Source organism: Cellulomonas sp. H30R-01, from assembly GCF_010119915.1.
GTDB lineage: Bacteria > Actinomycetota > Actinomycetes > Actinomycetales > Cellulomonadaceae > Cellulomonas > Cellulomonas algicola.
Genome location: NZ_CP048210.1, coordinates 2,343,958 through 2,362,867 on the forward strand (window position 1 = coordinate 2,343,958; position 18,910 = coordinate 2,362,867).

The 18,910-nt window shown below is 74.8% G+C and carries 15 protein-coding genes, 1 tRNA gene and 1 pseudogene; 5 read left to right on the top strand and 12 right to left on the bottom strand.

Going from position 1 to position 18,910, the window contains the following annotated elements; genetic code table 11:
* Positions 1-63 precede the first annotated feature (63 nt).
* On the top strand, positions 64-1,032 hold the full coding sequence (locus tag GXP71_RS10445; RefSeq protein WP_162352604.1) for an NAD(P)-dependent alcohol dehydrogenase: 969 nt from the start codon (positions 64-66) through the stop codon (positions 1,030-1,032).
* A gap of 124 nt (positions 1,033-1,156) precedes the next feature.
* Here the strand turns inward: GXP71_RS10445 and GXP71_RS10450 are convergent, their stop codons facing one another.
* The 6 genes from GXP71_RS10450 to GXP71_RS10475 all read right to left on the bottom strand — a co-directional run bounded on the left by GXP71_RS10450 (position 1,157) and on the right by GXP71_RS10475 (position 10,379).
* Positions 1,157-2,380 (bottom strand): peptidoglycan-binding protein, encoded by a 1,224-nt coding sequence (locus GXP71_RS10450; protein ID WP_238402374.1) that lies wholly within the window; start codon positions 2,378-2,380, stop codon positions 1,157-1,159.
* Positions 2,381-2,609: 229 nt separating this feature from the next.
* A complete protein-coding gene (locus GXP71_RS20145) occupies positions 2,610-4,334 on the bottom strand; it encodes a hypothetical protein (RefSeq protein WP_202924237.1) in 1,725 nt (574 codons plus the stop codon).
* 210 nt (positions 4,335-4,544) lie between these two features.
* Positions 4,545-5,981, bottom strand: a complete 1,437-nt coding sequence (locus GXP71_RS10460; protein WP_162352606.1) for an endo-1,4-beta-xylanase — start codon at positions 5,979-5,981, stop codon at positions 4,545-4,547.
* A gap of 323 nt (positions 5,982-6,304) precedes the next feature.
* Positions 6,305-7,078 carry an SDR family NAD(P)-dependent oxidoreductase gene (locus tag GXP71_RS10465; RefSeq protein ID WP_162352607.1) on the bottom strand — a complete coding sequence of 258 codons (774 nt, stop codon included), beginning with the start codon at positions 7,076-7,078 and terminating at the stop codon, positions 6,305-6,307.
* Positions 7,079-7,189: 111 nt separating this feature from the next.
* A tRNA-Met gene (locus GXP71_RS10470) sits at positions 7,190-7,263 on the bottom strand.
* A gap of 128 nt (positions 7,264-7,391) precedes the next feature.
* Complete coding sequence (locus GXP71_RS10475; protein ID WP_162352608.1) at positions 7,392-10,379, bottom strand: UPF0182 family protein; 2,988 nt, start codon at positions 10,377-10,379, stop codon at positions 7,392-7,394.
* Between the two features lie 136 nt (positions 10,380-10,515).
* Between GXP71_RS10475 and GXP71_RS10480 the strand changes: the two genes are divergently transcribed.
* Positions 10,516-11,073, top strand: coding sequence for a PPA1309 family protein (locus GXP71_RS10480; RefSeq protein ID WP_162352609.1), 558 nt, complete (start codon positions 10,516-10,518; stop codon positions 11,071-11,073).
* 55 nt (positions 11,074-11,128) lie between these two features.
* On the opposite strand, the gene GXP71_RS10485 is transcribed toward GXP71_RS10480, so the two are convergent.
* From GXP71_RS10485 to GXP71_RS10495, 3 genes are read right to left on the bottom strand one after another with little or no spacing between them, the layout of a single operon-like run.
* Positions 11,129-11,971: a PhzF family phenazine biosynthesis protein gene (locus GXP71_RS10485; protein WP_162352610.1), complete on the bottom strand. Its 843-nt coding sequence runs from the start codon at positions 11,969-11,971 to the stop codon at positions 11,129-11,131.
* 23 nt (positions 11,972-11,994) lie between these two features.
* Positions 11,995-13,128 (bottom strand): PDZ domain-containing protein, encoded by a 1,134-nt coding sequence (locus GXP71_RS10490; RefSeq protein ID WP_162352611.1) that lies wholly within the window; start codon positions 13,126-13,128, stop codon positions 11,995-11,997.
* A 43-nt stretch (positions 13,129-13,171) separates the two neighbouring features.
* Positions 13,172-14,320 carry an NAD-dependent epimerase/dehydratase family protein gene (locus GXP71_RS10495; protein ID WP_238402375.1) on the bottom strand — a complete coding sequence of 383 codons (1,149 nt, stop codon included), beginning with the start codon at positions 14,318-14,320 and terminating at the stop codon, positions 13,172-13,174.
* A gap of 68 nt (positions 14,321-14,388) precedes the next feature.
* Between GXP71_RS10495 and GXP71_RS10500 the strand changes: the two genes are divergently transcribed.
* Positions 14,389-15,825, top strand: coding sequence for a zinc-dependent metalloprotease (locus GXP71_RS10500; RefSeq protein ID WP_162352612.1), 1,437 nt, complete (start codon positions 14,389-14,391; stop codon positions 15,823-15,825).
* Positions 15,826-15,982: 157 nt separating this feature from the next.
* Here GXP71_RS10500 and GXP71_RS10505 read toward each other — a convergent pair.
* Positions 15,983-16,576, bottom strand: a pseudogene (locus GXP71_RS10505) (M48 family metallopeptidase); the annotation flags it as partial.
* 196 nt (positions 16,577-16,772) lie between these two features.
* Here GXP71_RS10505 and GXP71_RS20150 point away from each other — a divergent pair.
* Both GXP71_RS20150 and GXP71_RS10510 read left to right on the top strand, forming a co-directional pair.
* Entirely contained in the window at positions 16,773-16,931 is a 159-nt protein-coding gene (locus GXP71_RS20150; RefSeq protein ID WP_124343092.1) for a DUF5679 domain-containing protein, read from the top strand.
* Between the two features lie 132 nt (positions 16,932-17,063).
* Positions 17,064-18,095: a ThiF family adenylyltransferase gene (locus tag GXP71_RS10510; protein ID WP_162352614.1), complete on the top strand. Its 1,032-nt coding sequence runs from the start codon at positions 17,064-17,066 to the stop codon at positions 18,093-18,095.
* 58 nt (positions 18,096-18,153) lie between these two features.
* Here GXP71_RS10510 and GXP71_RS10515 read toward each other — a convergent pair whose 3' ends face one another.
* Both GXP71_RS10515 and GXP71_RS10520 read right to left on the bottom strand, forming a co-directional pair.
* Positions 18,154-18,504, bottom strand: coding sequence for a WhiB family transcriptional regulator (locus GXP71_RS10515; RefSeq protein ID WP_124343094.1), 351 nt, complete (start codon positions 18,502-18,504; stop codon positions 18,154-18,156).
* 146 nt (positions 18,505-18,650) lie between these two features.
* A complete protein-coding gene (locus tag GXP71_RS10520) occupies positions 18,651-18,866 on the bottom strand; it encodes a hypothetical protein (RefSeq protein WP_162352615.1) in 216 nt (71 codons plus the stop codon).
* Between the last annotated feature and the right edge of the window lie 44 nt (positions 18,867-18,910).

Genomic DNA, 18,910 nt, shown 5'->3' on the forward strand with positions numbered 1-18,910 from the left:
CCGAGCGCCGGGAGGCAGCCGCTACGGTGACACCGCCCGCCGCTGCCCGTCCCGGAGGACGCGATGAAGGCCGTGGAGTACACGGAGTACGGCTCGCCCGACGTGCTGCGCGTCGTCGACGTCGACCGCCCCGAGCCGGGGCCCGACGAGGTGCTGGTCGCCGTCCGGGCCGTCTCGGTCAACGGCTCCGACTGGGAAGGGCTGACCGGGAGGCCGGCCTACGCGCGGCTCGGCGGGCTGCGCCGGCCGCGTCGGCGCGTGCTCGGCTCGGATGTCGCCGGGACCGTCGTCGCGGTCGGTGCCGACGTCACGACGTTCGCGCCCGGCGACGACGTGTACGCCGACCTCCTCGACCGGCTCGGCTGCTTCGCCGAGCACGTGTGCGCACCCGCCCGGTCCTTCGCCCCGCTGCCCGACGGGATGTCGTTCGTCGAGGCGTCGGCCGTGCCGCAGGCCGGGGTCATCGCGCTGCGCGGCATCGTCGACCGCGGCCGCGTGCGCGCCGGGCAGCGCGTGCTGGTCAACGGCGCGGGCGGCGGCGCGGGCGCGTACGCGGTGCAGCTCGCGGTCCTCGCGGGCGCCGAGGTCACGGCCGTCGACACCGCGCACAAGGCCGACCACCTGCGGTCGCTCGGGGCCGTGCGCGTCCTCGACCACCGCGTCGACGACTGGACCCGGACCGGTCCCTACGACCTGGTCCTCGACCTGGCCTGCTACCGGTCGGTCGGTGCGATCGCGCGCGGCGTCGCCCCCGGTGGCACCTACCTCGTCGTCGGCGGCGCCGTCCGGTCGCTGCTCCAGGTCCTGCTGCTCGGGCCGCTCGTCGGCCTGGCGGGGCGCAAGCGGCTGCGCGTGCTCGCCGTGCCGCTCGGGGTCCGGCACGTCGGACCGCTCGTGGACCTGCTGCAGGCCGGCGCCGTGCGGACGGTCGTGGACCGGACCTTCCCGCTCGAGCAGACCGCCGAGGCGCTGCGCCGCCATGGCTCGGGCCGCTCCGTCGGCAAGGTCGTCGTCACCGTCGACCCGACCTGACACCTCGCGCAGCCGCCCGTCGACGTCGGCCGTCAGTCGTCTCGCGCGCCGAGGGGCCGGCATCCGTCACCTCGCGCCGACGGGCCGGCGTCCGTCACCGCGTGTCGGCGACCGCCGACGACCGTCAGCCCTCGTCCGTCTCCGCATCCTCGTCGGGTGCCTCGTCCTGCGACGCGTCGTCTCCCGGGCCGTCGTCCGGCGCGGCGTCGTCCGCCGGGGCCCCGGCCGCGAGCGCCGCAGCCACAGCCGCCTGCGCCGCCGCGATCGTCGCCGCGTCCATCACACCGGTCGCGGGCACGCCGAGGTCGGTCTGCAGCGCGACGACCGCCTGCGTGAGCGCGTCCGTCCACGTGCCGTCGACGGGCCCGTCCCAGTAGCCGAGCAGGTGCAGCGTCTGCTGCAGCGCGGCCGTCGACGCGACCGCCGCAGTCGCCGCTGCCCCGCCCTTCGCCTCGAGGTCCGCGCGCAGGGCGGCGTCCGTCGCCTTGTCGACCGTGCCGGTCACGGGCAGCCCGTGCGCGGTCTGCAGCGCCTCGACCGCGGCGACCGTCTGCGGGCCGTAGATCCCGTCCACGGGCCCGGCGTAGTACCCGGCGTCGGCCAGCGACTGCTGGAGCGTCGCGGTGTACGCGACGAAGGCCTCGTGGGCAGCGAGCGCCTCGTCGTCGCCGAGGCAGCCCGTCGTCGCGAAGAGCCGCAGCCACGCGGCCTCGAGCGCCACCGCGGCCGCGTCGAACTGCTCCGACGCCTGCGCGAGCGGCGTGTCGTCGCCGATGCCCTCCTTCACCGCGGAGAGCTCGGCGTCCGCCTGCCGCACGCGCTCGACGAGCTCCGCGGGCGCGAGCGGGGTCGCCGTGGCCGTCGTCGGCTCGACGGGTTCGACCGGCGCCCCGGACGCCGCCTCCGACGCCTCGAGCTCCGCGAGCGCCGCCTGGGCCTGGGCCAGGTCGTTCTCCGCGTCCGTCACCGCCTCGTGCGTGGTCTGCGCCTCCTGCGCGTCGTCGACGACCTGCGCCCGCGGCGCGCGCAGGTCGTCGCCCGCGGTGACGACGTCGCCGACCGTCGGTGCGGTCGAGACGAGCAGGTCGCCGTAGCGGTCGAGCGCGTGGATGTAGTCCGTCGCGCTCGCGCAGAACGCCTCGGTCGCCGCGGCCGACGCCTCCTGCGCCTCCGTCAGCGCGCGTTCCTTCGCCGTGACGTCGGCGCGCGCGCGGTCGAGGTCCGACGGCTCGTCCTCGTCCTGCGCGCACCCCGCGACCAGCGCCACCAGCAGCGCGACCGTCCCGCCCCGCACCCATGTTCGCGTCCCCACGACGTGCTCCTCCCCCGACAGGGTCGGCGCTCCCACGACCGCCGACCGCCCGGGCCACCCCCGCGGCCCCCGCCCATCGTCGACGGGCTGCCGAACGCACCGCCCCACCCGTCGCGGGTGGTCTCGCCCAGCCGCCGGCGCGCACGCCGGCACGACGTCGGGCGGCGTCATGCCGGGCTCGCCCTCGCCACGTCGGAACCGCCCGCGTCACGCCGGGGCGACCCCCGTCAGGCGGGGTCGCACGTCGCCGGGCGGGGAACCGCTGTCAGGCGGGCGCGAGCGTCGTCACCGTGCCCGTCGACCCGCGGAACTTGAGCGCGCCGTCGGCGACGAACAGGACCCCGCCGGTCGACGCCGTCGCCGGCGTGGCGCTGCTGCGCAGGAACAGCCCGCCGTCGGTGCCGAGCTGGTTGACCGCCCGCCGGTAGAGCTGCGTGTCGCGCGCCGCTGCACCGGTCCCCCACTGCTGGGTGCCGTCGACGAGCGTGACGAACCGCCGCTGCGCGTCGCCTGTGACGTCCGACTGGTAGGCGCGCGTCGTCGCGTCGACGCCCGTGACGAGGGCCCCGTGCCCGCCGGCCTCGAGCGGTGTCACGGTCAGCGCGATGCCGCCGTTCCGCACCACGCGCAACCCGGCCGACGTGCCCCGCTGTCCGCCGACCGTGACGAGACCGGTGGCACGGTCGACGCCGAACGGGGTGTCCACGAGGACGTTGCCGTTCTGGTAGCGCAGCAGCTCGAAGTTCGACCGTCCCGCCACGGTGCGCGCGACCCACCGCGGCTCGCGGACCGTCCCCACCCGCGTGGCCCACACGACGTCCCGGTGGTTCTCCTCGCCGCCCACGACGCGCAGCTGCTCGCCGCGCTGGCTCGTGCCGACCTCGAAGTCCGCCATGTTGGTGCGGATCGCGGTCTTGTCCGTGCCGATCTTGCCCGTCACCGGGTCGATGAACTTGATCTCGAGCCTCGTCTGCAGCTGGCCCAGCGAGTCCGGGACCTCGAAGCCGATGTGCCCGTGCTGCAGGTTCTTCGCGAGGCTCGACGGGTCGTCGTTGTTGAGGAAGTGCGCGCCGAGCCACGCGACGGACTGCGGTCCGTTCGGGTGCCCCGCGACCCACGTGAAGTCGCCGTCCGGGTAGTGCGGCGTGGGCCACGCCGCCCGGTACGTGAGCATGCCCTTGGCGCGCGGGTCCTTGAGCTCGACGCGGATCGACTCGCCGAAGTGCTGGAAGTGCGGCTGGTACGTCTCGAGCACCAGCCGCCCGGTCGAGTCGAAGATCCCGGGCCCGCCCTCGGTTCCGCCCGCCGCGGACGACCGGATGAACAGGCTGTGCGGGTGCGCGGCGCTCCCCACGACCAGGTCGTCGTCGATCGTCTGCGCCGCCGGCAGCAGCACCGACCCGACCCGGCTCCCGCGCGCCGGTGCCGCCGCCGCGCCCTGCTGCCCCGCGACGACCGCCGCAGCCGTGCCGAGCACCATCGCACCGGCCCGGAACGCGGCACGCCGCGTCAGCCCCCGCCCGGCCCCTGCCGCGACCACCGGGTCGCCCGGGACCGGCAGGGCGCCCGGTGCCGCCGCCGTCGTGGCGGCCGCCGTCTCGTCCCGCGGCGCCGCGGCCGTCGCCTCCTCCGCCGTCGTGACCGGGATGATCACGCGCACGTCGTCGCCCTCGTCACCGGGGAGGCGGAACGTGTGCCGGACGGGCGGCTCGCCGTCGAGCTCGAGCGTCACCGTGTACGACCAGCTGGTCACGGGCCGCCCGGCGCCGTCGCTGAACCCGGGCTGGTCGGTCGTCGGCAGGCGCAGCGTCGCACCGCCGTGCTCGTCGAGCGCGACCACCGCGGGTCGCGGGTGGACCGTCGCCCCGCTCGCGTCCCAGACGCGTGCGGCCGACGACCGCACCGTGACGCGGCCTGTCCACGGCGACCCCAGGTCGTCGAGGAACGGACCGAGGCGCACGGTGGCGGTGCGGATCTGGCTCGGCAACATGGAGGCCCCCTCACGTCGCGTGGTGGGCCGATCATGACCACGCGAGGGCACGGACCGCGGGGAGGCGCGCGGGACGACGAGCACGCTGCCCGCCGACGGGACGCGGGAACGCCGACGGCCCGGACCTCTCGTCCGGGCCGTCGGCGTGCGCGCGGGTCCGTCAGCCGGTGCGGCGACGCTGCGCGCGCCCGCCGCACCGGCCTCGCGGTGTCAGCGCGTGGTGCAGGGCGTGCCGTTGAGCGAGAAGCTCGTGGGCGCCGGGTTGCTGCCGCTGTAGGCGCCGTTGAACCCGAACTCGACGGTGCCTCCGGTCGCGATCGTGCGGTTGTAGTCGACGTTGCGCGCGGTCACCTGCGCACCGTTCTGCGTGGTGGCGGTGCTCCACGCCTGGCTGATCGTCTGGTTGCCCGGGAACGCCCAGGTGAGCGTCCACCCGTTGACGGCCGCGCCGTTGTTGGTGATCCGCACGTTCGCGGTGAAGCCGGTCTGCCACTGCGACGGCGCGGCGTACGTGACGGTGCACGCCCCGGTCGGCTGCGGCGTGGTCGGCGTCGGGTCCGGCGTGGTGGGCGTCGGGTCAGGCGTCGTCGGCGTGGGGTCCGGCGTCGTCGGCGTCGGGCTGGGCGTCGCCCGGTTCAGCGTGTCCAGCACGGACGTGTAGGCGGCCTTCTTGTTGCCCGACCCGTCGAACAGCAGCGGCGTGCCGCCGGACCGCCACGAGTCGGTGTCGCGCACGCCCCAGACGGTGATGCCGGTGCAGCGCGAGACGTTGAGGCAGGCCTGCACGACCCGCTGGTAGTTCTGCGCCTGCGACGAGCCGGAGCCCTCGATGTCGAGCTCGGTGATCTGCACGTCGACACCGAGAGCGGCGAAGCTGCGCAGCGTGGTCTCGTAGTTCGAGGGCACCGGGCTCTGGGAGTTGAAGTGCGACTGGAACCCGACGCAGTCGATCGGCACACCCCGGGACTTGAAGTCCCTCACCATGGTGTAGACGCCCTGGGTCTTGGCGTGCGACCAGTCGTCGGTGTTGTAGTCGTTGTAGCAGAGCTTCGCACCGGGGTCGGCGGCCCGGGCGGCACGGAACGCCGCCTCGATCCAGTCGTTGCCCGTGCGCTGCAGGTTCGAGTCACGACGACCACCCGAGGAGCCGTCGGCGTAGGCCTCGTTGACGACGTCCCAGGCGTAGATCTTGCCCTTGTAGTGCGTGGCGACCTGCGTGACGTGGTTGAGCATCGCGTTGCGCAGGTCGGTGCCGGACATGTTCTGCATCCAGCCCGGCTGCTGCGAGTGCCACGCGAGCGCATGCCCGCGGACCCGCTTGCCGTTGCTCTGCGCCCAGTTCAGGATCCGGTCGCCGCTGGAGTAGTTGAACAGGCCACGGTTGGGCTCCGTGGCGTCCATCTTCATCTCGTTCTCGGCCGTGATCATGTCGAACTCACGGTTCGCGATCGTCTGGTACGTGCTGTCGTTCAGCCGGCCCGCCGCGATCGCGGTGCCGAAGTACCGCCCGCTCTGCTGCGCCGCAGCACCGAGCGTGCTCGCCGCCGCCTGGGCGGGCTGTGCGGCCGTCAGGCCGACGATGGTCGTGGCGACGGCCAGCGTCGCGGCCGCGAGAGCTGTCCTCCCGCGGCGCTGGGTCCCTGTCATGTGGCGCCTCTCCGTGGGCACCCGCGCACCGCGGGTGGGGCTGTCGACGACGGGCTCGCGTGCGTCGCGTCGTCGGCGTCTTCACCGATGAAGAAGCGCTCGCCGGTACCCGTCGTCCTTGTCGTCGCTCACCTTGCAGCGCCGCCGCCGCACCAGCCATCGTCTAAACATTTCAGCAGCGACCGCACGACCGTCGCGAGCGACGCGGCTCCGGACCGCACGACCGTCGTGAGCGACGCGCACCCGGACCCGACCGGACGACCCCGGCCTGCGTCAGCGGTGCTCGGGCGCACCGCGACGGTCGGCGTCGCGCGTGGCCGCCGTCAGCGCGGCAGCTCGACGCCCGTCAGGTCGGCCAGCGCCGCGAGCAGCGTGTCCTGCACGTCGACGTCCGAGGCCGCCGGGTTCGCGACGAGCTGCTCGAACCGCTTGAGGTAGACGCCGCTGACGCGGGCCGCCGCGTCGTCGGACGTCGCGAGCCACACCTGCGTCGCGGCACCGTCGCCGACCTCGTCCCACGCGTCCGGACCGCCGAGCTTGGTCTTGATCCACCCGGGGTCGACGGCCGTCGCGAGCACGTCCGGCCACAGCCGCGCGACCGCGAACGCGAGCACCACGTCGTACAGCTTGGAGTCGGAGTACGCCTGCATGCCGTCCCACGGACGGTTCAACCACTGCAGGTCGTCGAACGCGACCCGGCCCTGCGCCTCGAGCCCTGACGTGAGGTAGACCAGCCGGGCCGGGCGCGGCGCGAGCGCCGTGAGCACGTACGGAGCGACGGTGTTGACCTGGAAGATGCGCTCGAAGCCGTCGGCCGTCTCGACCCGCTCGGGTGCCCCGCCACCGATGCCGGCGTTGTGCACGACGGCGTCGAACGGCCCCGCGTCGGCGATCGCGGCGGCCAGCGCCCGCGTCTGCGCGAGCGACGCGAGGTCGCCGGTCAGGACGTCGCGCAGCCCCGGAAGCGCCGCGCGCAGCTGCTCCGCCCGGGCCGCGTCACGCGCGTGCCCGACGACGTCGTGCCCGGCGTCGATCAGCTGTCGGGCGGTCTCCCGCCCGATCCCGTCGGACGACCCGGTGACGACGACACGCGACATGACCACTCCTTCATGACGGGAGACCCCGGCCGCGGGCTGCTGCACGGCACCGTGGACCACCAGCAGAACGACGAAGGCCCGGACCGTGTGGTCCGGGCCTTCGTCTTCTTGTAGCGGGGGCAGGATTTGAACCTGCGACCTCTGGGTTATGAGCCCAGCGAGCTACCGAGCTGCTCCACCCCGCGTCGGCTCGACAACTCTACGACACCCTCCGGACCAGACCAAATCCTCCCGCGTGAGGCCCGTCACAGGCCGGGCCGGGCACCGCGGGAAGCCCCACGACGCCCGGCCCGGCCGGCGGTCACCACGACGGTCAGCCGCCCGCGGCCTCGAGGTCGGCCTCGGCCTTGATCGCGTCCTGCACGGCCCGCGACAGGCGGTCCTGAGCCTCGCCGTACTTCGTGAAGTCGCCGGTCTGGAGCGCCGCCTGGCTGTCTTCCAGGGCCTGCCGCGCCTGCTGCAGCGCGAGGTCGAGCGACGCCCGCGCGGCGGCCGCGTCCGGCGGGACGCCGTCCGTCGGGCTCTCCGTCGGTGTGCCGGTCGGCTGCTCGCCCGGGGTCTCGGCGGGCGGTGTCGCACCGTCGTCGGGGTTGGTCCCGGCGTCGCCGGCCTCGGCGCCCGAGTCGCCGCCGAACACCTGGTCGAGCGCACCGTCGAGCGTGCTCGCGAACCCGATCGAGGTGCCCCACGCGACCAGCACGCGCTGGAGCAGCGGGAACGCGGTGCCCGACGCGGCCTGCACGTACACGGGCTGCACGTAGAGCAGACCGCCGCCGACCGGGAGCGTCAGCAGGTTGCCGCGGACGACCTGCGAGTCCCCGCGCGCCAGGATGTTCAGCTCGTTGGACACCGTCGGGTCGGCGTTGAAGTTGTTGTTCACCTGGCCGGGGCCCGGCACGGTCGAGTCGCGTGGCAGCTCGAGCAGCCGGAGCTTGCCGTAGTCCTCGGACGGCTTCCCCGCCTCCGACCCCGCTTCCGCGTCCACGGCCAGGTACCCGGTGAGCACCTCGCGCGCCCCGGAACCACCGGGGATGAACGTCGACATGAGCGCGAACCGCGCCTCGTCCTGGTCGGGCATGCGCAGCGTCAGGTAGTACGGCGGCTGCGGCACGTTGACGTTCGGGTGCGTCGGGTCGAGCGGGTTCGCCCAGAAGTCGTTGCCGGAGAAGAACTGGTTGGCGTCCTCGACGTGGTACCGCGTGAGCAGGGCGCGCTGCACCTTGAACAGGTCCTCGGGGTAGCGCAGGTGGCTCATGAGCGGACCGCTGATCTCCGACAGCGGCTTGAGCGACGTCGGGAAGACCTCCGACCAGGCCTCGAGCACCGGGTCGGACGGGTCCCACGCGTACAGGTCGACCGACCCGTCGTACGCGTCGACCGTGGCCTTCACCGAGTTGCGGATGTAGTTCACGGTCTTCGGCTGGAGCGCCTGGATCGTCTCCGTCGTCTCCGTCAGCGCGTCACGCGTCGCCGACTCGAGCGAACGGCCGGCCGAGTACGGGTACTGGTCGCTCGTCGTGTAGCCGTCGATGATCCACTTCACGCGGCCCTCGACGACCGCCGGGTAGACGCGCCCGTCGAGCGTCAGGTACGGGGCGACCTTCGCGACGCGGTCGCGCGGGTTGCGGTCGTACAGGATCTGCGACACGTCGGTGACGCGGTTCGAGAAGACGAGCTGCTCGTCGCCGAACTTCAGCGCGTACAGCAGCTTGTTCCACGGGTTGCCGATGCTCGGCCCGGCCGACACGTCCTGCGTCGGGAAGCGCGTGAGCTGCTGGCCCTGCGCGTCGTCGGACGGGTAGTCGAACTCCCAGCCGTTCCCGCTGGGCGCGCCCACGATCGAGTACGCGGGCGCCTGCGGGCTGAAGTAGATGCGCGGCTCGTACTCGCCCATCTGCCCCTGCGAGGGGATGCCGCCCTCCCAGAAGTCGGGCGCTCCACGACCGGCCGTCGTGTTGCCGTAGGCCGCGACCACGCCGAACCCGTGGGTGTAGACGGTCGTGTCGTTGGTCCAGTTGCGCTGCGCGGAGTCGAGACCCTCGAGGTCGAGCTCGCGCACCGCGATGACGGTGTCACGGCTCTCGCCCTCGACCTCGTAGCGGTCGACCGACAGCGAGTCCGGGAAGTGGTAGAACCCGCGGATCTGCTGGAGCTGCTTGAACGACGGGCTCACGACCTGCGGGTCGAGCAGACGGATCGACGCGGTGGTCTCGGCGTCGGACCGCAGGGCACCCGCCTCGGCGGTGACGTTCGCGTCGTAGTCCGACGTCTGCACGTCCTCGAGCCCGTACGCGGCGAGCGTCGCGTCGATGTTGCGCTGGATGTACGGCGCCTCGCGGTCCTGCTGGTTCGGCTGCACCTGGAAGCGCTGGACGACCGCCGGGTAGATGCCGCCGACGGCGATCGCCGCGATCACCATGAGGCCCACGCCGATGGCCGGCAGGCGCCAGTTCCCGCGGACGGCGGTGACGACGAACATCACGGCGACGAAGATCGCGATGCCCGCGAGGATCGCCTTCGACGGGATGACGGCGTGCACGTCCGTGAACGCCGCGCCGTGGAACTTCTCCCCCGCCTTCGTGAGGATCGAGTACCGGTCGAGCCAGTAGTTCGCGGCGATGAGGAGCATGAGCACCGCGCCGATGACCGACAGGTGCACCCGAGCGGCGCGCGTGGTCCGCGGGCCGTTCCCCCGCCCGCCGCCGACCCGCAGGCCGCCGTACAGGTACTGCGTCGCGAGGCCGGCGATCCCCGCGAGGATCGTCACGGCCATGAGGAACGACACGACGAACCGGATGCCCGGCAGCGTGAACAGGTAGAACCCGAGGTCGATCCCGTACTGCGGGTCCTTCTCGCCGACCGTCTGGCCGTGCATCCAGAGCTGGACCGTCGACCACTGCTGCGACGCGGCCGCGCCGGCGAAGAGGCCGAGGACGGCGGGGCCGACGATCATGACGAGCCGGCGCAGCGGCTCGATGGCCTCGCGGTACTGGTCGAGGTTCGCCTGCTCGGGCGTCGACGGCGCGTACACCGGCCGCGAGCGGTACCCGAAGCTCAGGCTCGCGGCGACGGCCCCGGCCATGAGCCCGAAGCCGAGCACGAACAGCACCGCACGCGTGCCCCACTCGGTGCCGATCACCTGGAGGTAGCCGAGCTGGTCGAACCACAGCACCTCGGTCCACACCTGGGCGAGCACCAGGACGAGGACGACGAGCACGCCGAGGACGACGAGCGTCGGGGCGAGCGCCCCGCGCCGACGTCGGCCGGCAGGTCGTGGGCGGGGTGGGCTGGCGAAGGTCACGGAGGGTCCTCGTCGTCGTCGGGCACGGCGGACCGCGGCGGACCGCGGCCGGGCGGCACGCGCACGCGCGGACCGCTCCTCGGTGTGAACGTGCTGCTCGAGGCCCAGGTTCCCACACGGGTGCGACCATGGTCCGGTGACACAGCCCCCCACCGCACCGCACCCTGGCCAGCGCGCGCTCTCCGACGCCGTCCGCGAGGTCGAGCACCACGTCGCCACCGCTGGGTGGGACGGCCCGGTGCGGGTGTTCGCCCTGGTCAGGACCGCCTCGGCGCTTGCGACCGAGCCCGGCCTCGCGGACCAGCTCACGCACGACGTGCTCGCCGCGGCGGCCGCCGACCCGTGGCACCTCACGTCCGTCGAGCAGGAAGGGCTGCCGTCCGCGCCGGACCTCGAGACGCTGCTGGCAGGGCTCTCGTGGCCTGACGCCGTCGACGGCGTCGCGGTGACCGTCGAGCGCGTCGTGCTGCCGCCCGCGGCGGAGGCCGACATGCCGCAGGAGCCCGACGCGGCCCTCGCCTACCTGCTGGCCCACCCGGACCGCGCCGACGTCCGGCTCGCCGTCGGGGTGCTGCGCGACGGGCCGTCGTGGTGCGCGGTCCGCAGCCGGGAGCACGACGCCGACGACCAGGTCGGCCAGGGTCCGGACCTCGTCCCCGGGCTCGTCTCGGCGCTCCGCTCGACGCTCGACTGACGCAGTCCGCGACCGACGCGGTCGCACCGGGACGTCCGTCCGCGGCGCCGCCCGGTCAGCCCTCGGCGGGCGCCATCTCCTCGGCGGTGCCCGTGACCCGGACGCGCCCCTCGCGCGGGACCTCCACGACGAGGAGCGACGGCCGCCCGGTCTCCGCCCCCTGGTCGACGGTCAGCACGGTCGGCGCGTCCACGTGCCGCCCGGCGCGCAGGTACGCCCCGAGGCCCGCCGCGGCCGACCCCGTCGCGGGGTCCTCCCGGATCCCGCCGCGCGGGAAGGGGTTGCGGGACGCGAACCTGGTCGCCGACACCCGGTGCACGACCGGCACCGTGCCGTCCCACCCCTGCGCGTCCTGCAGCCGCAGCACGGCGTCGTCGTCGTGGTCGAGGCGGTCGAGCACCCCGGCCCGCACCGGGACGAGCGGGTGCAGGTTGCCCCCGTGCACGAGCGCCGGAGGCAGCAGGGGGTCGAGGTCGTCGCGGTCCAGGCGCAGCGCGGCGAGCAGGGCGTCGAGCAGGTCGCCGTCGAGGTCCTCGACCTGCGTGTCCACCGCGACGAGCGTCGCGCGGTCCGCGCTCACCTCGACGGGGACGAGGCCCGCGTTCGTGGTGAGCGTCACCACGGGCCCCGCACCGCGCGACCGCGCCAGCACGACGCCGGACGCGATGGTGGCGTGGCCGCAGAACGCGATCTCCGCGCGCGGGGTGAAGTAGCGCACGCGGGCGGCGGCGCGCTCGATCCCGGTGAGGAACGCCGTCTCGCTGAACCCGAGACCCGCCGCGATCCGCAGCATGTCGGCGTCGTCGAGCGACTCGGCGTCGAGCACGACGCCGGCAGGGTTTCCGGACGCGGGGTCCGGCTCGACGGTCGTGAACGCCCGGTACCGCAGGATCTCCATGCCCCGATCCTCCCCCGCCCGCGTCAGCCGGCGGTGGGTGACGGCGTCGTGGCGTCCTGCGTGCACGTCGGCAGGTCGCCGGCCTCGCCCGCGCCGATCGCCTCCATCGCGACACGCGCCTCGTGCAGCGTCGCGACGCGGACCACCCGCAGCCCGTCGGGCACGTGCCCGACGACCTCGTCGCAGTTGCCCGCCGGGGCGAGGAACCAGTCCGCGCCGTCGCGCTCCGCCCCCGCGAGCTTCTGCCGGATGCCGCCGATCGGCCCGACCGCACCGGTCACGTCCATCGTCCCGGTTCCGGCGATGACCTCGCCGTCCGCCTCGTCCTCGGGGGTGAGCTTGTCGATGATCCCGAGCGCGAACATCGTGCCCGCGCTGGGCCCGCCGATGTCGTCGATGCTGATCGTCACGTCGACGGGCATGTCGAACGTCGGGTCGATCAGCACGCCGATCTGCGCGCCGCCGCCCTCGCGCTCGCTCGTGACGACCGGCACGTCCACGTCCTGCCCGTGCCGCTGCACGGTGAGCGTCACGGTCTCGCCCGGCTCCACGTCCGCGAGGTCGTCGACGAGCGACTGGTAGTCCGGGAGCGGCTCGCCGTCGAACCCGACGAGCACGTCGTTCTCCTCGAGCTTGCCCGCGGCGTCCGTGCCCTCGACCGTGCCCGCGACGAGCAGCGTGGCGGGCACCTCGTACCCGAGCTCCGTGAGGGCGGCGACCGTCGCGTCCTCCTGCGAGGACACCATCTCGGCCTGGTTGGACTCGTCGATCTGCTCCTGCGAGACGTCGGGCGGGTAGACCTGCTCGACGGGCAGCACGACGGACGACGCGGAGAACCAGCCGCTGACGACGCCGAGGATGCTCGACGGGTAGCCCGGGCCGCCGGTGCTCGACACGGTCGTGAGCCGCAGCTGGCCGGTCGAGTCGTGCGTCTCGGCGCCCGAGATCTCGATCATGGGCGTGCCGTCGTGCTCGCCGAGCACGTCGCGCGTGGGGCCGGGGCTGTTGACCGCGTACGGCGTCGGCAGGACGACGAGCACGGCGAGCAGCGTCGCGCCGGCCAGCAGGGACGTCGTCAGCGTCACGGCGCGCGGCGACAGCGGCCGCGGTGCGGGCTGCTCGTCGTCGTCGAGCGGCGGGTCGGTGGCGTCGAGCACGGAGCCGATCATCCCCTACCGCGCTGTGTGCCGACGACGTCGCTCAGCCACGACGCCGGGCCCGTGCCTGGCGCCACACGGCGGCCGTGCCGATGAGCGCGACGGCCGCCCCGGCCGCGCCCAGCGCCGCCGCGTCGCGCGACCCCATGCGACGCCCCGCGACGGCGACGCGCCCCTGCACGCCCTCGAGCAGCACGTCGAGGCACTCGCGGCTCGACCAGCGCGCGGACCAGCCCGCCGCGGTCAGGCGGTCCGCGGCGACCGTCCACGGGTAGACGACGAACGCGAGCTCGGACGCGGGCGACGGCAGGACGCCCACGCGGTGCAGCCGCTCGGCCGTGCCGAACGCCGTCGCGGGTGCGAGCTCGACCCGCCGCATCCCGGCCGCGGCCTCGACCTGCGACGGCGTCAGGACGTCGGGCGCGCCGACGGTGAGAGCACCGGTGAGCCGGTGGTCGACCGCGAACCGGGCGGCCGCGGCGACGTCGTCGACGTGCACGAGCTGCCACTGCCGTACCGCGCCGCGCACCGTGAGCAGGCGCGGCGCCTCGAAGTGCCGCGTGACGAAGGTGTCGACGCCGGGGCCGACGATCGCGGCGGGCCGCAGCACGGTGACCGCCGGCGTGCGACGCCGGGACGCCCGTGCGACGACCGCCTCGACGGCGGCGAGGTCCGCGACGATCCCGTCCTGCGGCGCGTGGGCGCCGCGCGGGAGCGGGTCGTCGTCGTGCACGACCGGCCGGTCCGGCCACGCGCCGTGCACGACGGCGGAGCTCACGACGACGACGTGCCGGACCCCCACCGCGCGCGCGGCCGCGAGCGTGTGCTGCGCCCCGGCGACGGCGGCCGCCTGCCGCTCCCGGGGCACGACCCCGGCGTGCTGCGCGAGGTCCGCGGCGTGCGCGACGAGGACGACGACGTCGGCCCCGACGAGCGCGGACTGCGGTTCACGCTCCGGCAGCGCCTCGACCGACCGCGCCCCGTCCCACGCGCCGAGCATCGCGGTCGCGACGGGCCCCGCGCCGACCACCACGACGCGGTCGCTCGTCCCGTCCGCCGCCGGTCGTGCCTGCTCAGGACCCGTCGCGGGCTGTCGTCGCGGGGTGCGCGCACCCGTCGCGGCGCTCCGCTGCGCGCGCGCCGTCCCCGTCCCGGACGCGTCCGTGCGCCCTGAGCGAACCTGCCCGTCCACCCGTCCCTCGTTCCTGTCCTGCGTGGTTACCGTGGTCCCCGCCGGCCCCATCGTCGCAGGAGGTCCCCGTGAGCCCCGACAACCCCGCCGTGCCCGGGCCCGACGGGCCCGAGACCCCCGCCTGGGAGCAGATGCTCCGGGCCATGCTCGGCGACGGCGCCGACGCCGCGATCCGCGAGATGCGCGAGCGCGGGTTCGACCCCGCCCAGATGGCGGGCGCGTCCGGCCTCCCGGACGACCCGCGGCTCGTCGAGCAGGCGGTCGCGCAGGTCCAGCGCCTCCTGGCCGCGGCCGGCGACGACCCGGTGAACTGGCAGATGGCGCACGACCTGGCCCGCCAGCAGGCCTCCCTCGGCGGCGACCCGGCCCTGTCGCCGGGCCGGGCGCGCGACGTCCTCGACGCGCTGTCCGTCGCCGAGCTGTGGCTCGACGCCGCGACCGACCTCCCGCCGTCGTCCGGCACACCGCACGCCTGGAGCCGTGCCGAGTGGGTCGAGGCGACCCTCCCCACGTGGCGCACCCTGACCGAGCCCGTCGCCGCGTCGCTGTCCGGGGCGCTCGTCGACGCGCTCGGCGCGAGCCTGCCCGAGGAGGCCGCGGGTGCGCTGCCGGGCGGTCTCGACCCGTCCCACCTGCTGCGCCAGCTCGGCTCGGCCGTGTTCGGCATGCAGGTCGGGCAGGGCGCCGGCACCCTCGCACGCGAGGTCTTCGGGACGACCGACATCGGCCTGCCGCTGCTCGACTCGCCCGCACCCGCGCTCGTCCCCGCCAACGTCGACGCGTTCGCCGAGGGCCTCGACGCGCCCCTCGACGAGGTGCGCCTCTTCCTCGCGCTGCGCGAGGCCGCCGCAACCCGCCTGTTCACGCACGTGCCGTGGCTGCGCGCGCACCTGCTCGCGACCGTCGAGGCGTACGCGCGGGGCATCACGATCGACGTCGACCAGCTCGAGGAGGCCGTGAGCTCGATCGACCCCACCGACGCCGCCGCCCTCCAGCAGGCGCTGTCCGGCGGGGTCTTCGCACCGCACACGACGCCCGAGCAGCGCGCCGCGCTCGAGCGTCTCGAGACCGCGCTGGCCCTCGTCGAGGGCTGGGTCGACGAGGTCACCGCCGCCGCCGCGATCGCGCACCTGCCGCACACCGTGGCGCTGCGCGAGATGGTGCGCCGCCGCCGCGCCGCGGGCGGACCCGCCGAGCAGACCTTCGCGAACCTCGTCGGGCTCGAGCTGCGGCCCCGACGCCTGCGCGACGCCGCCGCCCTGTGGGCGCAGATCACACGCGACGGGGGCCCGTCCGCGCGTGACGCCGTCTGGGACCACCCCGACCTGCTGCCGACGACGCAGGACCTCGACGACCCCGCCGGCTACGCCGCCCGCCGCGCGGCCGCCGTCGACGAGACCGCGGAGGTCGACCGCGCGCTCGCGCAGATCCTCGGCGAGGACCCGACGGCACCGGCGGGCCCCGGCGACGAGCCGACGGACCCCGAGGACCCGCCCACCCGCTGACCTCCGGGCTCGGCCCCCGTCAGCGGCGGACGCGCGCCTTCGGCGCCGTGCGGGCGCCGACGGGAGCCCCGTCGAGGGCCACGACGCCGTCGCGCGGCTCGTCCGCACCGTCCTCGGGCTCGAGCGCGACGGCGACGTCGGTCGCCTGCATCGCGGCCGCGTCGTCGTCGATCGCGTCGTCCACGTCCGACGGCGCGTCACCGTCGACCCCGTCGACGTCGGACGGGCCGTCGGCACCGGCGCGGTCCCCCGCGTACGCGACACCCTCGAGGAACCCCCGGGCGCGCTGCGTCCGCGGGTACGCGTCGAGCTCGGCCCAGAAGTCGGGGCCGTGCCCCGCGTGCAGCAGGTGCGCCAGCTCGTGCAGCAGCACGTAGTCGACGACCCACCGCGGCATGCCGCGCAGCCGGTCGGACAGCCGGATCGTCCCGTCGCTCGGGGTGCACGACCCCCACCGGCGACCCTGGTTGCTCGACCACGCGACGCTCGTCGGGCGGGCCCGTCCGCCCAGGTAGCGGGTGGAGAGGTCGGCGGCGCGCGCCGCGAGCTCCTCGTCCGACGGCCGCCGGCGACGCTCCTGCGCAGCGAGCCGCGTCATCATCCGACGCACCCACTCGAGCTCCTGCGCACGCGTGAACCGGGCAGGGATCGCGACGATCGTCTTGTCGCCCTCGCGCCACGCCGTCACCGTGCGCGCACGCCGGCGCGAACGGCGGACCTCGACCTGCGACAGGTCGTCCGTGGGCTGCACACCTGCACGGTAGCCCTCCCGGGTGTGCTCGTCCCGCTCTTCACCCGCTCGCGCGCGGCGTGTTCCGCATGATCACGCGGTCGCAGGGGTCCTGCGCCGCTACTGTGGACGACGCTCGGGCGCACCCGTCGGGACCGCGGCCGGCCACCGGCACCGTCCCCCCGGTCCGGTGCTCGAGACCGAGGGAGGGAACCCGATGGCGGACACCTATGCAGGCGAGTTCTACTGCGTGAAGTGCAAGGAGAAGCGCGAGGCGGAGGGCGAGGTCGTCGTGTCGGACTCCGGGCGACGCATGGCGAAGGCCACGTGCCCGGTGTGCGGCACCAAGCTCAACCGCATCCTCGGCAAGGCCTGAGCACCACCGCGCAGAGGGCGCCGTCCGGTCGGACGGCGCCCTTCGTGTTCCCCGGCCCGGGAGCCTGTGGACGAGGCGCTCCGGTCCGCGACGGTCGGTGCCACAGTGGCGCGACCGTCCGAGGAGGAGCTCATGCGTCTGCGTCCTGGCCTGCGCGTGCTGCGACGCAGCAGCACCGAGGTGCAGGTCGGCACCGACCCGCGGTGGGCGGTGCGCCTGACGGACCTGACCCCGGCCCAGGCCGACGCCGTCGTCGGTCTCGGCGTCTCCGCCCGCACGTCACCGTCACCCGCGACGCCGTCCGCGGGCCCTGCGGGACGCGCTGAGCTCGCGCTCGTCTCGCCGCTGCTGGCGCAGGCGCGGCTGACCTGCACGGGCGACACCCGGCAGCTCGACGGTCCCGCGTCCGCCGACGCCGCCACGTGGTCGCTCCTGCTGCCCGACGGCGACGGCACCGCCCTGGTCCGGGCGCGCTCGACGCGCACCGTGGGCGTGGTCGGCCTGGGCCCGACGGGCCTCGGCGTCGCGGTCGCGCTCGCCGCCGCCGGGGTGGGGCGTGTCCTGCTCGACGACGAGCGGCCGGTCCGCTCGTGCGACGTCGGCGTCGGCGGCTACCGCTGGGGTGACGTGGGGTCGCGTCGCGGGGTGGTCGCCGCTCGCGTCCTGCGTGACGCCGCGCCTCGCGTCGACGTCGACGGCCGGGCGACCCCGGACGTGGTGGTCGTGGTCGAGCACGGTGCGGCCGACCCGGCGCGCGCGACGCTGCTCGTCGGCTCGGGCACACCTCACCTCTCGGTCGTCGTGCGGGAGGGCGACACGCTCGTCGGCCCGCTCGTCGACCCGGGCCACGGCCCGTGCCTGCGGTGCCTCGACCTGCACCGCACCGACGTGGACCCGGTGTGGCCGACGCTCGTCGCCCAGCTCGTCACCGCCCCCGGCCGCGCCGACGGACCTGAGGTCGGCGTCGTCGCCGGGGTAGCCGCGTCGCTCGCCGCCGCCTGGGCCCTGACGGTCGTCGACGGCACCGCCGGGCCCCGCCCGGGGACGACCTACGAGCTCGGGCTGCCCGACGCCCTGCCCCGGGTACGCGAATGGGCGGTGCACCCGGACTGCGGGTGCACCGCCCTGCCCGTCGTAGGACGGGTACCGGTGCCGACGACCTGAGGGTCGTCGGAAGGTCGGGCGGTGGGGCGCCCTCTCGTCGGGGCGCCCCACCGTCGGGTCAGGCCGCGGGGGCCGGGTTCTTCCGCGGGCGTCCCCGGCCACGCTTCGTGGCGACGACCACACCGCCGATGAACACCTGACCACCCCAGACGCCCCAGGGCTCGGCCCGCTCGATGGCGCCGGCGAGGCAGCCCTCCATGAGCGGGCACTCCCGGCACAGCGCCTTCGCGCGCTCGACGACCACCGTCTGCTCGGCGAACCACAGCTCCGGGTCGTGCGAGCGGCACGGGATGAGGTCGGCGACGAGCGCGTCGAACTGGGTGTCGTCGGTGGTCGCGGTGCTGCCCGTGGGAGGCCAGGCGCCAGATCCGCCCTGGTTCACGGTGTCGAGCAGCGTCGTGAGCCGCACGATGTCCTCCTGATGTCCTCGCTGATGAGCGTGTCGTTCGTGGTCCGGACCGGACCGACACGTTCACCCCGGGTCATCGGGGAAATGTGAAGGCCGCGGATCCGATGTACGGACTCCGCGGCCTGGGCGACCTCAGTGGGTCAGACCTAGGGAGTCCTGAGACGGATGTAGCGATCGGTGGTGGGGCGCTTGCGCCACGTCGGAAGGAGCTCGGTGTCGACACCCGTCCCCTGGAACCGGCCCGCGACGGCCGTCATCCCGGAGATGGACACACCACGCCCCTCGAAGCCGGCGCCGGTGGGCGCGGCGACATGTGCGCACGCCTGAGCGACGCTCGAGGTGACGATCAGGTTGGTGTTCATCGCGACTCCCACCTCCTTCCGGCTCCGGGCTCTGGCCTTCCGGC

Coding starts and splice junctions, on each gene's coding strand:
- GXP71_RS10485 (WP_162352610.1), bottom strand. CDS start 11,971: ATGGAGATCCTGCGGTACCGGGCGTTCACGACCGTCGAGCCGGACCCC.
- GXP71_RS10445 (WP_162352604.1), top strand. CDS start 64: ATGAAGGCCGTGGAGTACACGGAGTACGGCTCGCCCGACGTGCTGCGC.
- GXP71_RS10520 (WP_162352615.1), bottom strand. CDS start 18,866: ATGAACACCAACCTGATCGTCACCTCGAGCGTCGCTCAGGCGTGCGCA.
- GXP71_RS10465 (WP_162352607.1), bottom strand. CDS start 7,078: ATGTCGCGTGTCGTCGTCACCGGGTCGTCCGACGGGATCGGGCGGGAG.
- GXP71_RS20150 (WP_124343092.1), top strand. CDS start 16,773: ATGGCGGACACCTATGCAGGCGAGTTCTACTGCGTGAAGTGCAAGGAG.
- GXP71_RS10510 (WP_162352614.1), top strand. CDS start 17,064: ATGCGTCTGCGTCCTGGCCTGCGCGTGCTGCGACGCAGCAGCACCGAG.
- GXP71_RS10460 (WP_162352606.1), bottom strand. CDS start 5,981: ATGACAGGGACCCAGCGCCGCGGGAGGACAGCTCTCGCGGCCGCGACG.
- GXP71_RS20145 (WP_202924237.1), bottom strand. CDS start 4,334: ATGTTGCCGAGCCAGATCCGCACCGCCACCGTGCGCCTCGGTCCGTTC.